Below are 14,704 nucleotides of genomic sequence, written 5' to 3'. Positions count from 1 at the left end.
CAGCTTATTTGGCAGAATGCGCGACAAGGTGGCGCGGCAACTGCAGGATCGCTTCGGCATTCGACGGCGAAAAACATGCGTCCGCAGCCGCCCGGTACGGCAGCCACTTGTATTGCAGGTGTTCACGCGGCGCCAGGGTCACCGGAATGCCGTCCGGCACCAGCAGGCCGAACACATGCTCGGTGTTTTTTGTGACGCCGTGTGCATAACGGTGACGCCAGACCGGGTAGATTTCGTACACGTTGGCGACGCCCCAGTCGCGCAGGTTAGACAGCGGCACGGCGCCTGCTTCAGCGGCCACCACGATGCCGGTTTCTTCCTGTACTTCACGCGTTGCCGTCACGTCCAGGTCTTCCTCAGGAAAATCCTTGGAGCCGGTGACCGATTGCCAGTAATCCAGCTTGTCGGCCCGTTCCATCAGCAAGACCTGGAGGTCTTCCGTGTAAATAACCACCAATACAGATTCGGGAATTTTATACATGCGTATCTTTTATTATTGCGCGTTGGGCAGGCACAGCGTGCCCAGGTGCTGCCGGAAACAGCGCTTGCAGCCAGTTCCGCGTGGGCAAAAAATTGCTCACCCTACCCAATCTCAGAAAGCATCACTATAAACCTGTTTGGCCCGGACATAAAAAAAGCGCCGAGGTAAACTAAACCCCCGCGCTTTTTCTTTTGCTGCCTTTTACCTGGAAATCAGACTACCTTGGCTTCCGGCAGACGCAGGCGGATATGCAGTTCTTTCAACTGTTTTTCGTCGACTGCCGACGGCGCTTGCGTCAGCAGGCATTGCGCGCGCTGGGTTTTCGGGAAAGCGATGACGTCGCGGATCGATTCGGCGCCGCACATCATGGTGACGATGCGGTCCAGGCCGAACGCCAGGCCGCCGTGCGGAGGCGCGCCGTATTGCAGGGCGTCGAGCAGGAAGCCGAATTTCAGCTGCGCTTCTTCAGCATCGATCTTCAGGGCGCGGAACACCTTGCTCTGCACTTCTGCGCGGTGGATACGGATCGAACCGCCGCCCAGTTCCCAGCCGTTCAAGACCATGTCGTAGGCCTTGGCGATTGCCTTGCCCGGATCGGTTTCGATGAAATCTTCGTGGCCGTCTTTCGGCGACGTGAACGGATGGTGCAAGGCGTTCCAGCGGTCGCCGTCTTCGTCGTATTCGAACATCGGGAAATCGACCACCCACAATGGACGCCAGGTGTCGTCGAACAGGCCGACCTTCTTGCCGAATTCGCTGTGGCCGATCTTCACGCGCAACGCGCCGATGGCGTCGTTGACTACCTTGGCCTTGTCGGCGCCGAAGAAAATCAGGTCGCCGTCTTCTGCGCCGGTCAATTCCAGGATCTGCGCCAGCGCGGCGTCGTGCAGGTTCTTGACGATAGGCGATTGCAGGCCGTCGCGGCCCTTGGCTTTTTCATTGACCTTGATGTAAGCCAGGCCCTTGGCGCCGTAGATGGCGACGAACTGGGTGTAGGCATCGATCTCGGAACGCGGCATGGCGGCGCCGCCCGGCACGCGCAGGCCGACCACACGGCCGTTGTCCATGTTGGCTGCGCCGGCGAATACCTTGAAGTCGACGTCTTTCATGACTGCTGTCAGGTCGGTGAAGGCCAGCTTGACGCGCATGTCAGGCTTGTCCGAACCGTACAGGGCCATCGCGGTGGCGAAGTCCATCACCGGGAACGGGTTAGGCAGGTCGATATCCAGCGCGTTCTTGAACACCAGGCGGATCATGCCTTCGAACATGTCGCGGATTTCCTGTTCCGACATGAAGGAAGTTTCGCAATCGATCTGGGTGAATTCAGGCTGGCGGTCAGCACGCAAGTCTTCGTCGCGGAAGCATTTGACGATCTGGTAATAACGGTCGAAGTTGGCCACCATCAGCAGCTGCTTGAACAGCTGCGGCGATTGCGGCAAGGCGAAGAACTGGCCGGCGTTGACGCGCGAAGGCACCAGGTAATCGCGGGCGCCTTCCGGGGTCGACTTGGTCAGCATCGGCGTTTCGATATCGATGAAGCCGTTGGCATCCAGGAACTTGCGCACTTCCATCGTCACCTTGTAGCGCAGGCGCAGGTTGTTTTGCATCTGCGGGCGGCGCAAGTCCAGCACGCGGTGCGTCAGGCGGGTGGTTTCCGACAGGTTGTCGTCGTCCAGCTGGAACGGCGGCGTGACCGACGGGTTCAGCACTTCCAGTTCATGCGCCAGCACTTCGATCTTGCCCGATTTCAGGTTGCTGTTGCTAGTGCCGTCCGGGCGCAGGCGCACCACGCCGGTGATGCGCAGGCAGAATTCGTTGCGCACTGCTTCCGCATTCTTGAATACCTCGGCGCGGTCCGGATCGCACACTACCTGCACCAGGCCTTCGCGGTCGCGCAGGTCGATGAAGATGACGCCGCCATGGTCGCGACGACGATGGACCCAGCCGCACAGGCTGACGGTTTGGCCGAGAAGTACCTCAGTAGTGAGGCCGCAGTATTGGGTTCGCATGGACATGTTCAGGTTTTCGCAGTTCAGATGTTGTAAGTATGAATTAATTATAAGCAGGCGGTCGTGCAGAGGATCAGCATCAATTGCTGCCGGGCGGCGAATCGATCACCAGTTTCCTGCCGGGCTGCTGCTCGGGCGCGACCACGCCCATGGACACGATGTACTTCAAGGCTTCGTCGACGCTCATGTCGAGCTCGATGGTGTCTGCGCGCGGCAGCATCAGGAAAAAACCGGAAGTCGGATTTGGCGTGGTCGGCACGTAGACGCTGACGTAATCGCCGGACAGGTGGTTCTTGACGTCGCCGCCGGGAATCCCTGTCAGGAAGGCGATGGTCCACGATCCTTCGCGCGGGTACTGCACCAGCAGGGCCTTGCGGAAGGCATTGCCGGACGAGGAAAACAGGGTGTCCGAGACTTGCTTGACGCTGGAATAGATAGAGCTGACGACCGGAATCCGGGTCAGCACGCCTTCCCACACCGAGACGATCTGGCGGCCGATGAAATTGCGCGTCGCCAGGCCGGTCAGGAAAATCACCAGCAGGGTCAGGATGGTGCCGAGGCCGGGAATGTCATGCCCCAGCAATGCTTTCGGCCGCCATTGTTCAGGCAGCAGCAAGAGCGACTGGTCCATCGTGCCAATGACCAGGTTCAGCACCCACAGCGTGATTGCCAGGGGCACGAGAACCAGTAGACCGGTGATGAAATATTTACGCATGGCTTTCTTTGTCGGACGACGCGTACCGGGTACGCGCGCCTGCAGGTTACATGGATGACATTATGTCGCCGCGGCCGGCGTGCTGCCGCCACCGCTAGTGCTACTGGTGCTGGCGGCTGCCGTACTGGCGGCCGGCGCCGCGGTAGTGGCCGTGGTGGCCGCAGCCGCAGGTGCGGCGGCAGCGGTACTGCCGGCTGCTGCCGGTTCGGCCGCATTTGCCGGCGGGACGGTCGCGCCTGCGCCGCCACGGAAATCGGTCACATACCAGCCCGTGCCCTTGAGCTGGAAACCAGCCGCAGTGACTTGCTTCTTGAACGCGGCTTTGCTGCAGGACGGACAGACCGTCAGCGGCTCGTCGGACATCTTTTGCAGCACATCTTTGGCAAAACCACAGGCTTCGCAGCGATACGCATAAATCGGCATGGTGAAACTCCGCAAAAATCAGTACAAAAACAGTACAAAAACAGTACAAAACCCTGAATTATAAAGGTTTTTTTGCAGTGTACACCGGCTTCGGCAATAGCTTGTGGCGGCGCAGCACAGAATTGCCTGCGGCGCCACATTCGTATCATATCAAAACAGCAAGCCGACAGGCTCAGCGTGCCCGGATCTCGGTCCAGATGCGGTTGATGGCGCGCCTTTGCTTGCTGTTCAGGTCTTTCAGCATCTCCAGCTTGGCGAAACCGGCCTTGTCCGGGAAAATCACCGGGTTGTTGGCGATTTCAGGCTTGATGTACTTGGCGGCGTCGGCATTCGGATTACCCGAGCCGATCAGGTTGCTCAGCTCGGCGGCATTCTTGCCGTCCAGCATGAAGTTGATGAACTTGAGCGCCAGGTCGGGACGCGGCGCGGCTTTGTGGATCACCACGCTGTCCAGCGCCAGCACTGCGCCCTCTTTAGGCATGCCGTGGCGGATATGGAATTTGCGGCCGGCCTTTTGCGCATCGACATCGGCCTGGAAGATGTCATTCGAATAACCGTGGGCCAGCCAGATATTGCCGACAGTCAGTTCCTTGATATAGCTGCTGCCGTTGAACGCTGCCCAGTAAGGCTTGGCCTTGATGATCACGTCCTTGGCCTGCTGCCAGTGCTGCTCGTCGGTATCGTTGGCGGAATAACCCAGGTATTTGAGCGCCGCCGCCATCAGTTCATTGGCGGAATCGAGCACGGTCACCTTGCCTTTGATCTTGGCCAGGATCTTCGGATCGAAAATCGCCGCCCAACTGTCCACCGCGATGTCCAGTTCCTTCATCTTCTGGTCGTTGTAACCCATCACCGTCACGGTGTAGGCGTACGGCACGGAATATTTGTTGCCCTTGTCGAAATCAGTGTTGAGGTAGGCCGGGTTGACGTTTTTCAGGTTCGGCAACTGGCTCTTGTCGAGCGGCAGCAAGGCTTGCTGCTTGATCAGCGCGTCCAGCGCATTGCCGGTCGGCACGATGATGTCGTAGCCCTTGGCGCCGGCGGCCAGCTTGGCCAGCATTTCCTCGTTGTCGCCGTAATAGGTCTGCACCACCTTGCACTTGCAGAAGGCCTCGAAGCGCTGCACGGTTTCCGGCGCAATGTAGTTGTTCCAGTTATACAGGCGCAGCTCGTCGGCGGCCTGGGCCGAGATGCTGGCAAACAACATGGCGGCGATGGTAAGCAGTTTTTTCATGGCTATTCCGGATCTGATAAATAAATTGCAATCTGAAGCAACGGAGGACGGACTCAGGAAACAGCCGGCCGTCGCCACCTCGCGCACTACTTGCTATTTTTTACTTCTTCCATTGTCTGCTGCATGGCGGCTTGCATCTTGGGCATCATCTGTGCCATCTGTGTCTGCATGAGGACCATGGTTTTTTGCATGATGACGGGCATTTTCTCTATGTAGGCGGCGCCAGCGGGGCTTTTATAGAATGCTATCAGGCCCTCGATCTCTTCCTGCGTGAAGCTCTCACGATAAATTTGGCCGTAGAAGGCGCGCATCTTGTCCCAGCTCATTTCATCCCGCATTACCTGCAGCATCTTGGTGGTTGCCTTGTCGAGGATCTGCTGTTGTTTGACAGACAGCGTTTGGCCCTTGGTCGCCGTTGCCATTGATTGATGCATGACGTTATCAAGAGTTGGGAACAATGACTCAAGGTTTTTCTCTGCATGCATCGAGGTCAGCAGCTCGTCGATCGAAGCATCACTCGGCGTCGCCGCATGCACTGCAGTGGAAAGAAATACTGCAAAAAACAGGACTGAAAGGCGCCGCATGAATGGTCCAGTACAGGAAAATGATTCGGTTAAATTCAATAACAAGGGCAGCCGAAAGCCACCCCGCTTCACTCTAGCTTGAACGCAAAGCGTTGGGCGCAAGCTTGGACGCGATGATTATAAGTAGCAAGGTCAAGCCCATCAACAAGGTCGAAACGGCATTGACCTCCGGTGTGACGGCAATCTTGATCATCGAATAGATCTGCAGCGGCAAGGTGGAGGCATTGGCGCCGGCGGTGAAGAAGGTGATCACGAAGTCGTCGATCGACAAAGTGAACGCCATCAGGGCCCCGGCCACCACGCCCGGCATGATCAGCGGCAGCGTCACCAGGCGGAACGCCTGCATCGGCGTCGCACCGCAATCGCGTGCAGCCTCTGTCAGGCTTTCATCCATGCCGGATAGGCGCGAACGTACCACGATCGCCACGAAACCTATGCAGAAAGCGATATGCGCCAGGGCAATCGATACCAGTCCCAGGGTGATGTTGAGCATCACGAAGAAAATCAGCAGCGAAACACCGACCAGGATTTCCGGAATAGCGATCGGCGTCAGCACCAGCAAGGGCAGCAGCTTCAGCTTGTAGCGGTGCATGGCGAAACCGGCCATGGTGCCCAGCAAGGTCGAAGCGGCGCTGGCGACCAGCGCGATCAACAGGGAATTGCCGGCGGCGCGCAGCATCTCTTCGTTATGAAACAGCTTGCGGTACCAGTCCAGCGTGAAACCTACCCACTCGGCGTTGAGCTGCGAATCGTTGAAGGAATACACCACCACGATGATCAGCGGCACATACAGGAAGGCGTAGACGGCCAGCGCCACCAGCCACAGGCCGAGCGGACGGCGGATTACATTGCTCATGCTTCCCTCCTCGGCCTTGCCACCAGCACCGCGATGCCGGCGGCGATCAGGGCCGCCACCGTGAGGACGATGGAGAGCACGCTGCCGAACGGCCAGTCGCGGGTTTCCAGGAACTGCTGTTTGATGACGTTACCGATCATGTCGCTGCCGGTGCCGCCCAGGATGTCGGATACCGCAAAAATCCCCAGCGCCGGGATGAACACCAGCGCGGCGCCGGCGTAGACGCCAGGCAAAGACAGCGGAAACGTGATGCGCCAGAAGCGCTGCCAGGCCGAGGCGCCCAGGTCCTGGGCGGCGTCGACCAGTGCCGGATCGTGTTTTTCCAGGTTGGCGTACAAGGGCAGAACCATGAACGGCAGATGCACATATACCAGGCCGACGATCACCGAAAACCCGGTAAACAACAGGCGCACCGGTTCGATCCCGGCCAGTCCCAATATATAGTTGACGGCTTGCGTCAGGCCGGATTGCGGGCCGAGGATGATCATCCAGGCGTAGACGCGGATCAGGAAATTGCTCCAGAACGGCAGGATCACCAGCAGGATCAGCAGGTCGCGGTATTTCTTGGGGCTGCGCGCGATCAGCAGCGCCAGCGGATAAGCCATCAGCAGGCAGCAGAAAGTGGTGATCAGCGCGTACATCAGCGATTTAAGGAAGATCGCGGTGTAGATGAAATCGGAAGTGAAGCGCTGGAAATTCTCCAGCGTCAGGTTCAGCTTGCCGGCTTCGTCGAACACCGGAGCCAGGCCGCCGTAATCGCCTGCATACCGCACCGAGGCGAACACCATGATCAGGCTGGGGATGGCGAAAAACAGCAGCAGGTAGAACAGCGGCGGGCCGCTGATCAGCCAGCGCGCCATGCGGCCGCGTTTGGCTGCGACGCTGGGCGATTTACTCATACAAGAAATGCCCCGCGTCGAATTGCCAGGCGATGTCCACCATGTCGCCGACTTCGAAGAACTTGGCGCGGCCGGCGGCGGAGTTCGCCAGCAGAGCCTCGATGGTGGTGCCGCCCTCGGTCTGTACGATATAGACGGTGACGTCGCCCAGGTACAGCAACTCTTTGACGAAACCCTTGAAGTGGTTTTCAGCGGTGTCGGTGCTGATCTCGGCGCTGATGTGGATTTTTTCCGGGCGCAAGGCCAGGGTGCCTTTGCGGCCGACCGCGGCGTCTGCCGGCAAAGCGCTCTTGACCAGGCCCAGGCCTGGCACGTCCAGTTTCATGGAAGCGCCGTCGGTGCTGGCGATGGCGCCGTCCAGCAGGTTGCAGGTGCCGATGAAATCGGCCACGAAACGGGTGCGCGGATAGCTGTAGATGCGCGATGGCTCGTCCAGCTGCTCGACATTGCCGCGGTTCATGACAGCGATCCGGTGCGACAGCGCCAGCGCTTCACCCTGGTCGTGGGTGACGTAGACGAAAGTGATGTCGACTTCTTTTTGCAAATTGATCAACTCGATCTGCATCTGCTCGCGCAGCTTGGCGTCCAGCGCCGACAGGGGTTCATCCAGCAGCAGCAGCTTGGGGCGCGACACCAGCGCCCGCGCGACTGCCACCCGCTGCCGCTGGCCGCCGGACAATTCATGCGGGAAGCGCGCGGCGAAACCGGTCAGGCGCACGTCTTCCAGGGCCTCTTCGACCCGGCTGCGGATCTGGTCGGCCGGCACTTTGGCCATTTTCAGGGGAAACGCGATATTGGCCGAGACCGTCATGTGCGGAAACAGCGCATAGTTCTGGAACACGGTGCAGACCGGCCGCTGTTCCGGCGGAATGCCCACCAGGTCGACTCCGTCCAGCAGGATCTGGCCGGAATCCGGCAGGTCGAAACCGGCGATCATGCGCAGCAAGGTAGTTTTGCCGCAGCCGGAAGGTCCCAGCAAAGTAAAGAATTCGCCGGCTTCAATCGACAGGCTGATGTTGTCAACTGCGGCAAAGTCGCCAAAACGACGACTGACATTACGGATTTCGAGCAGCGCCATATGTCTTCAGGTCCAGGGGGTGCGAAAAACCGCCAATTGTAGCAAGGCGTCCGTCATTTATGTGAAAAAAGCCGGCCTATAGCTTCGGTAAAAACAACGGTCCAAGCCACGTAGGGTGGGCACCCTGTGCCCACGCGGGCATTCACTCCACGCACATGCCTATTTGGAGCCTCAAGTCCGTACTCCGGCCATCACGGTTACGCGTGGGCACCGGTGCCCACCCTACGCGCGCCGCCGCCATTCCATCCAGCGCTCTTTGCCGGCAAACACAGGCATGGAATCGTCCACCTCGCGCTCGTCGGCCAGCTCGAAATCGGCATGCAATAAGCGTTCCAGTTCGGCCCGGCCGATGCCGAACGGCGGCCCCTTCGGATTGTCATCGAAAAAGAAGAAACCGGCCAATGTTGCCCCCGCCGGCAACAGCTCGGTCCAGCGGTTGACGATATCGGCACGCTTGGCCGGCGGCAGCGCGCACAGGAAGGCGCGCTCGTAGATCAGCCCGAGCGGCCGCGGCGGCTGGTAGGTGAAGAAATCGGCCTGCAGCACCCGTTCCGACCATTTTCCCAGCACGGTGCGGGCGGCGTTCACGGCGGCGCCGGAAAAATCGATGGCGGTCACGTCCCAGCCGGCTTCCGACAATAAAGCCACTTCATAGCCGCTGCCGCAGCCGGGAATCAGGGTTGCGGCCGGCTGGCTGCGCGCCAGGTACTGCTGCAGCGCCTGCGGCACGCCGCCCATGTCCCAGGGGGTAAAGTCGCGGTCGAAGCGATCGCTCCAGAAATCGGGATGCGAGGGATCGCGGCTGGCGAACTTGGGAGCATTATCCGGCGTCGCCATGGCTTACCACCAGATCCTGTGTGCAAAACGCAGGTACAAGAGCGTCAGCAGCACGCCCGCCGCCAGGCCGCCGCCGACGTACACCAGCACGCCGAGGAAGTGGTTGGTCTGGCGCTGTTCCGCAATCAGCTTCCACATCAGTTCATTGTTTTGCTCGTTTTTGGGTTCGACCGCTTGCGTCAGCGCCTGGTGCGCCAGGCGCGGCAGTTGCGGCAGCAGCTTGCTATAGCGGGGCATCTCGATCTTCAACTGCTGGATCAAGCCGCGCCAGCCCATCTGTTCGCTCATCCAGCGTTCCAGGTGCGGCTTGGCGGTTTTCCACAGGTCGAGGTCGGGATCGAGCTGGCGGCCCAGGCCCTCGACGTTAAGCAAGGTCTTTTGCAGCAGCACCAGCTGCGGCTGCACCTCGACATTGAAGCGGCGCGAAGTCTGGAACAGGCGCAGCAGCACCTGGCCGAAGGAAATGTCTTTCAGCGGCCGGTCGAAGATCGGTTCGCAACAGGCGCGCACCGCCGATTCCAGCTCGTCGACCCGGGTTTCCTTGGGCGCCCAGCCGGATTCGATGTGGGCTTCGGCCACGCGTTTATAGTCGCGCTGGAAAAACGCCAGGAAATTCTGCGACAGATAATCCTTGTCGAAATCGTTGAGGGTGCCGACGATGCCGAAATCGAGTGCGATGTAACGGCCGAAGGTGGCCGGCGCCACCGACACCAGGATATTCCCGGGATGCATGTCGGCATGAAAAAAACCGTCGCGGAACACCTGGGTGAAAAAGATCTCGACGCCGTCGCGCGACAGCTTGCCGAGGTCGACGCCGGCATCGCGCAGGCGGTCCAGCTGCGAGATCGGGATGCCGTGCATGCGCTCCATCACGATCACCGACGATGAGCAGTAATCCCAGTACATTTCCGGCACCACCAGCAGATCGGAATTGGCGAAATTGCGGCGCAGCTGGCTGCCGTTGGCGGCCTCGCGCATCAGGTCCAGTTCGTCGTGCAGGTATTTGTCGAATTCGCCGACCACTTCGCGCGCCTTCAGGCGGCGGCCGTCGGCCCACAGTTTTTCCACCAGGCCGGCGGCGATATGCATCAGCGCGACGTCTTCGTCTATCGACTTTTTCATGCCGGGACGCAGCACCTTGACCGCCACTTCCTTGCCGTTCTTCAGCGTGGCGAAATGCACCTGGGCGATCGAGGCGGACGCCACCGGCACCCGCTCGAAGCTGGCGAACAACTCGTCCGGATGGGCTTTCAGCGATTTTTCGATCTGCGCGATCGCCAGGTCGGAACTGAAGGGCGGCACCCGGTCCTGCAGGCGCGCCAGTTCGTCGACCATGTCACCCGGCAGCAAGTCGCGACGGGTCGACAGCACCTGGCCGAACTTGACGAAAATCGGCCCCAGTTCTTCCAGCGCCATGCGCAAACGTTCGCCGCGCGGCGCTGAAATATCGCGCCAGAAAATCAGGGTATCGATCAGCTTGGAGATGCGCGGCGTGTCGAAGCCCGACATGGCGATATCGTCCAGGCCGTAACGCACGGCGACGCGGACAATTTTGAACAAGCGCAGGAATTTCAGGATCATGGGGTCTTCAGTTTGTTGATGCGTTTGGCGAGCCGTTCCAGGTCGTCGCGCAGCCTGGTGACATCATTCGTAAAATCGGATACCGCCTGCGGCCGCACCAGCATCGGCTGCTCTTCCAGGAAATATTCGGCGACGTTTTCCGCCAGCTTCTTGTGGGTCGCCAGCGCGCCGGCGATCAGCGTCTTGCCGCCGCCGACGATGCGCACGGCGGCGATGTCGCCCACCAGCTTGCTCAGGTCCCGCTCGGCATCCCAGCGTATCCCTTGGCTGACTTGCGAAATGGCGTTGGCGAAATCGGCGTCGCCCTCGATCTTCACGTAGGAAAAAGCACGTTCGCGGTTCTGCGCAATCAGCGGCAGGTCTGCCAGGTTGACGCGGATCGTGACGTTCACCGCCGTGTCCGGCGGCGGCGCCTGCAGCAGGCCGTCGGCGCTGACCTGCCAGGGCAGCTTGACGGCGCCGCCGTCGAAACACGCGACCTTGTCCGCATGCGCGGCCAGGATGCGCTGCGCCCACGGTTCCTGCGCCAGCAAATGGTTGACTGCGGCGGTAATCGGCGTGAAATTGATTGGAGATGTCATCGTCACAAAATAAAACCGCCCGTGACTATTCACGGGCGGTCCCAAGTTTATCAGTTTGTCAGGCCTAGGGCCTGCTAAAGCCTTGGCATTTATGTATTGATCTGCTGAATCCCCGCCAAAACCCAGCCGCCTTGTCCCGTTTGCGGCTTGGACAGGTTCCAGACTTCGGTGAACGGTTCCGCCGACGCTTCCGGCACTTCCTTGATCAGGCCGGTGAACTTGACGCTGGCCAGGTAATCGCTGCCTATGGTTTCGATGCCCATCAGCTCGCCATCCAGCTGCACCACGTCGGTATTGTTAGGCGATGCGCCGCGCTCCTGCAATTGCAGGCGCAGTTCGCCGAACATCTCGGGCGTGGTGAATTCGCGGATATCGTTGATGTCGGCCTTGTCCCAGGCAGCTTGCAGGCGGATGAAGTAAGTCTTGGCGCTGCGTACGAAGCCCGGCACGTCGAAATCGTCGGGAATGCCCCAGGGTGCGCTGTGTCCTGCCGGCGCCGAGGACTGGAACGACGGTCCTGAATTGATGCGCGAGCCGATTTCCGGCGTAAAACCTGAAGAGCTGCTGTCAAAACTGGCGGCAGGAGAATTGGCGCCGGAATAAGCAGCCGGCGCCGGCGCGTTGCTGTTCTTGCGCATTACCAATCGCACAACAAAAATCACCGCGACCGCCAGCAAGGCCATCATCAGGAAAGAACCGAATGCGCCACCCATGCCGAAATGCGACATCAACGCACCCAAGCCGAGGCCCAGCAAGGCGCCGCCGAGGATGCCCTTCCATGGGCTGGCTGGTTTAGGCGGAACGCCCTGCGGCGTGGCAGCCGGCGTGGCCGGACGGGCCTGGTTGGCATTGCCGAAATTCTGCGTCGGCTGGCTTGGCGCCTGGCGCGAAATCCCGGACGACTGCTTGCCGAACGAACCGCCGCCGCCCAGGCGGCGCGCGTCGGCGTTCGATATTGTCAACGACAAGGTGGTTGCGACCATCAGCAACACCAGCAAAAATCTCTTCATGCGAGCTCCTACAGTTTTATGCCGGTATGCAAGGCTGCCACACCGGCAGTTAAATTGAAATACTCTACCCGCGCCAGGCCGGCATCCGTCATCATCTGCTTCAGGGTGTCCTGATCGGGATGCATGCGGATCGATTCGGCCAGGTAGCGATAGCTTTCAGAATCATTGGCAATTTTCTTGCCTAGCCACGGCAATACCGAAAACGAATAAACGTCGTAGGGCTTTTTCAGCGGTTCCCACACTTTCGAGAACTCCAGCACCAGCAACTTGCCGCCCGGCTTCAATACGCGCCGCATTTCCGCCAGCGCCGCATCCTTGTGCGTCATGTTGCGCAAACCGAAGGCCACCGAGACCCGGTCGAAGTAATTGTCCGGAAACGGCAATTTCTCCGCGTCACATAGCAAGGTGGGGGTGGACAAGCCTTTATTCAAGAGACGGTCGCGGCCGACCCGCAGCATCGACTCGTTGATATCGGTCAGCCAGACTTCGCCGGTGGGCCCGGCGCGCTTGGCGAAGGCCTTGGCCAGGTCGCCGGTGCCGCCGGCGATATCGAGCACCTTGAAACCGGGACGTATCGCCGCCTGGGCAATGGTGAAAATCTTCCAGACCCGATGCAGGCCGGCCGACATCAGATCGTTCATGACATCGTATTTAGGCGCGACCGAATGGAAAACCTCGGCGACTTTGTGGACTTTATCGTCCTCGGAGACGGTTTCGTAACCGAAATGCGTGGTGTTGGTCATGGTGGGCAAGCTTGTTTTGGCAGACTTGCATTATACAAGTCCGGCCGGCGCATGCTCGGCTTGCCAAATAATCTACAGGATATTTCTCACTTGCCTGTGCCAGCGACATATGACACCTGGGCAACTAAGTGTGTAGGGTGGGTACGCTTTTGTGCCCACGCGGAAGCGCTACAGCGTGGGCACAAAAGCGTGCCCACCCTACTTCTTTGCACGCCATGCGCGATAGCGTCACCTTTACCCACAGAGAAGCCTGAAGAACCATAAATTCAGACTATGCCTTATCAGCCTTGCCCGCGGCATTGGCCAGCTTGCTCAGCATCTGGTCCATCAGCCAGGGCTTGCGGTCCTGGTCTTCCGCCAGTTCCTTGCGCCGGATGGCGTTGCGCACCACCAGCGAACCGATATAGCGCAGTGGCTCCGGCGGGAACTGGCCGCGCGGGCCGGCTGCCAGCGGGCTACGGCTCCAGGCGTTGTCGAGGCCCAGCACCAGCGACGACAGCAGCTGGCCGCCCATGTAGCTGGGGCCGACGCCGTTGCCGGAGTAACCGAAGCCGTAGAACACGTTCGGCATGTCATCCAGGCGTCCAAAAAACGGGAAGCCGGTGACCGAGCGGTCGGACGGGCCATTCCAGCTGGCGGTGATCGGTACGCCGGCCAGCGCCGGGAAAAACTCGTGCAGACTATCTTTTAGCTGCTGCTCGTAGGGCGAACGCTGGTCGAACACCGGCAGGATGCGGCCGCGCCAGGCGAAAGTGTTGCCGCCCTTGCCGAGCATCAGGCGGCCGTCTTCGGTGGTACGGTAATAGAACACGAAAGTGCGCGAATCGAGCACCGAGACGCCATCGGTCAGGCCGATGCGCTGTAACAGCTCGGGACATTTTTCGGTGATCACCATATCGCTGGAGACCACCGCCAGGGTCCGTTCGAACTGCGGGAAACGGCTGGCCATCCAGGCGTTGATGGCCAATACCACCTTGCCGGCCTGCAGGCTGCCGGCCGGCGTTTGCAAGGTGACTGTGGTTCCTGGCGTGAACGACAGCATCGGCGTTCTTTCGTAGATCCGAATGCCCATTTCCAGCGCTGTGCGGCGCAAGCCGCGCACCAGCTTGCCTGGATGCACAGTGGCCGCCATCGGCGAGAACACGCCGGCGAGATTACGCGCGGAGCCGGAGCGGCGCTGCACTTCAGCGTCCGGCAATTCATGATAGGAACTGATGCCCTGCCGCTGCAATTCTTGCAGCACCGGGTCCAGCACCCCCAGTTGCGCCTTGGTGGTGGCGGTATACAGGGTGCCGTCCTGGCGGAATTCGGCATTGATCTTGTGCTCGCGGCAGAAATTACCGATATGGTCGACCACCGCTTCCGAAGCCTTGACCAGGCGTACGGCTTCGACCTCGCCGAACAGTCGGCGCAGGGTGAAGAATTTGGTCGACCAGGTCAGCAGGCAGCCACCGTTGCGGCCGCTGGCGCCGGCGCCGCACAGGTCGCTTTCGATGATGGCGATGTCCAGCGCCGGGTCCTGCTGCTTGAGCTGGATTGCGGTCCACAAGCCGGTGAAGCCGCCGCCGACGATGCCGACGTCGGCTTTCTGCCGGCCTTGCAAGGCGGGGGCCAACTCACCGTCGGCGAACAGTGCATCTTCCAGCCAGAATGGGCGCATGGCTCAGTATCCT

The 14,704-nt window shown here is 60.2% G+C and carries 15 protein-coding genes; all 15 read right to left on the bottom strand.

Annotated elements, in window-relative coordinates; genetic code table 11:
* Positions 1–4 precede the first annotated feature (4 nt).
* Positions 5–481 (bottom strand): dihydroneopterin triphosphate diphosphatase, encoded by a 477-nt coding sequence (gene nudB, locus CFter6_RS04185; RefSeq protein ID WP_061538858.1) that lies wholly within the window; start codon positions 479–481, stop codon positions 5–7.
* A gap of 212 nt (positions 482–693) precedes the next feature.
* Entirely contained in the window at positions 694–2,496 is a 1,803-nt protein-coding gene (aspS, locus tag CFter6_RS04180) for an aspartate--tRNA ligase (protein WP_061538857.1), read from the bottom strand.
* Positions 2,497–2,569: 73 nt separating this feature from the next.
* Positions 2,570–3,205 (bottom strand): DUF502 domain-containing protein, encoded by a 636-nt coding sequence (locus tag CFter6_RS04175; protein WP_061538856.1) that lies wholly within the window; start codon positions 3,203–3,205, stop codon positions 2,570–2,572.
* Between the two features lie 60 nt (positions 3,206–3,265).
* A complete protein-coding gene (locus CFter6_RS04170; RefSeq protein WP_061538855.1) occupies positions 3,266–3,628 on the bottom strand; it encodes an FmdB family zinc ribbon protein in 363 nt (120 codons plus the stop codon).
* 172 nt (positions 3,629–3,800) lie between these two features.
* A complete protein-coding gene (locus CFter6_RS04165; RefSeq protein ID WP_061538854.1) occupies positions 3,801–4,862 on the bottom strand; it encodes an ABC transporter substrate-binding protein in 1,062 nt (353 codons plus the stop codon).
* 86 nt (positions 4,863–4,948) lie between these two features.
* A complete protein-coding gene (locus CFter6_RS04160; protein ID WP_061538853.1) occupies positions 4,949–5,446 on the bottom strand; it encodes a DUF2059 domain-containing protein in 498 nt (165 codons plus the stop codon).
* 73 nt (positions 5,447–5,519) lie between these two features.
* Complete coding sequence (locus tag CFter6_RS04155; RefSeq protein ID WP_150118622.1) at positions 5,520–6,302, bottom strand: ABC transporter permease; 783 nt, start codon at positions 6,300–6,302, stop codon at positions 5,520–5,522.
* A complete protein-coding gene (locus tag CFter6_RS04150) occupies positions 6,299–7,201 on the bottom strand; it encodes an ABC transporter permease (RefSeq protein WP_061538852.1) in 903 nt (300 codons plus the stop codon). Before CFter6_RS04150 ends, CFter6_RS04155 begins: the two co-directional genes overlap by 4 nt.
* Positions 7,194–8,279 (bottom strand): ABC transporter ATP-binding protein, encoded by a 1,086-nt coding sequence (locus tag CFter6_RS04145; RefSeq protein WP_061538851.1) that lies wholly within the window; start codon positions 8,277–8,279, stop codon positions 7,194–7,196. Before CFter6_RS04145 ends, CFter6_RS04150 begins: the two co-directional genes overlap by 8 nt.
* A 222-nt stretch (positions 8,280–8,501) precedes the next feature.
* A complete protein-coding gene (locus tag CFter6_RS04140) occupies positions 8,502–9,116 on the bottom strand; it encodes a methyltransferase domain-containing protein (protein WP_061538850.1) in 615 nt (204 codons plus the stop codon).
* Between the two features lie 3 nt (positions 9,117–9,119).
* Positions 9,120–10,697, bottom strand: coding sequence for a ubiquinone biosynthesis regulatory protein kinase UbiB (gene ubiB, locus CFter6_RS04135; protein WP_061538849.1), 1,578 nt, complete (start codon positions 10,695–10,697; stop codon positions 9,120–9,122).
* A complete protein-coding gene (locus tag CFter6_RS04130) occupies positions 10,694–11,278 on the bottom strand; it encodes a ubiquinone biosynthesis accessory factor UbiJ (RefSeq protein ID WP_061538848.1) in 585 nt (194 codons plus the stop codon). The genes ubiB and CFter6_RS04130 overlap by 4 nt, the downstream gene beginning before the upstream one ends.
* An 89-nt stretch (positions 11,279–11,367) precedes the next feature.
* Positions 11,368–12,288, bottom strand: a complete 921-nt coding sequence (locus CFter6_RS04125) for a Tim44 domain-containing protein (protein ID WP_061538847.1) — start codon at positions 12,286–12,288, stop codon at positions 11,368–11,370.
* Between the two features lie 8 nt (positions 12,289–12,296).
* On the bottom strand, positions 12,297–13,031 hold the full coding sequence (ubiE, locus tag CFter6_RS04120) for a bifunctional demethylmenaquinone methyltransferase/2-methoxy-6-polyprenyl-1,4-benzoquinol methylase UbiE (RefSeq protein ID WP_041741166.1): 735 nt from the start codon (positions 13,029–13,031) through the stop codon (positions 12,297–12,299).
* 271 nt (positions 13,032–13,302) lie between these two features.
* Complete coding sequence (locus CFter6_RS04115) at positions 13,303–14,691, bottom strand: FAD-dependent oxidoreductase (protein WP_061538846.1); 1,389 nt, start codon at positions 14,689–14,691, stop codon at positions 13,303–13,305.
* Positions 14,692–14,704: the final 13 nt, after the last annotated feature.

This window comes from Collimonas fungivorans (assembly GCF_001584145.1).
In the GTDB taxonomy this organism is placed as follows: Bacteria; Pseudomonadota; Gammaproteobacteria; order Burkholderiales; family Burkholderiaceae_D; genus Collimonas; species Collimonas fungivorans.
The sequence above is the reverse complement of the archived record's forward strand: the minus strand, read 5'-3'. Positions and strand labels throughout refer to the sequence as shown.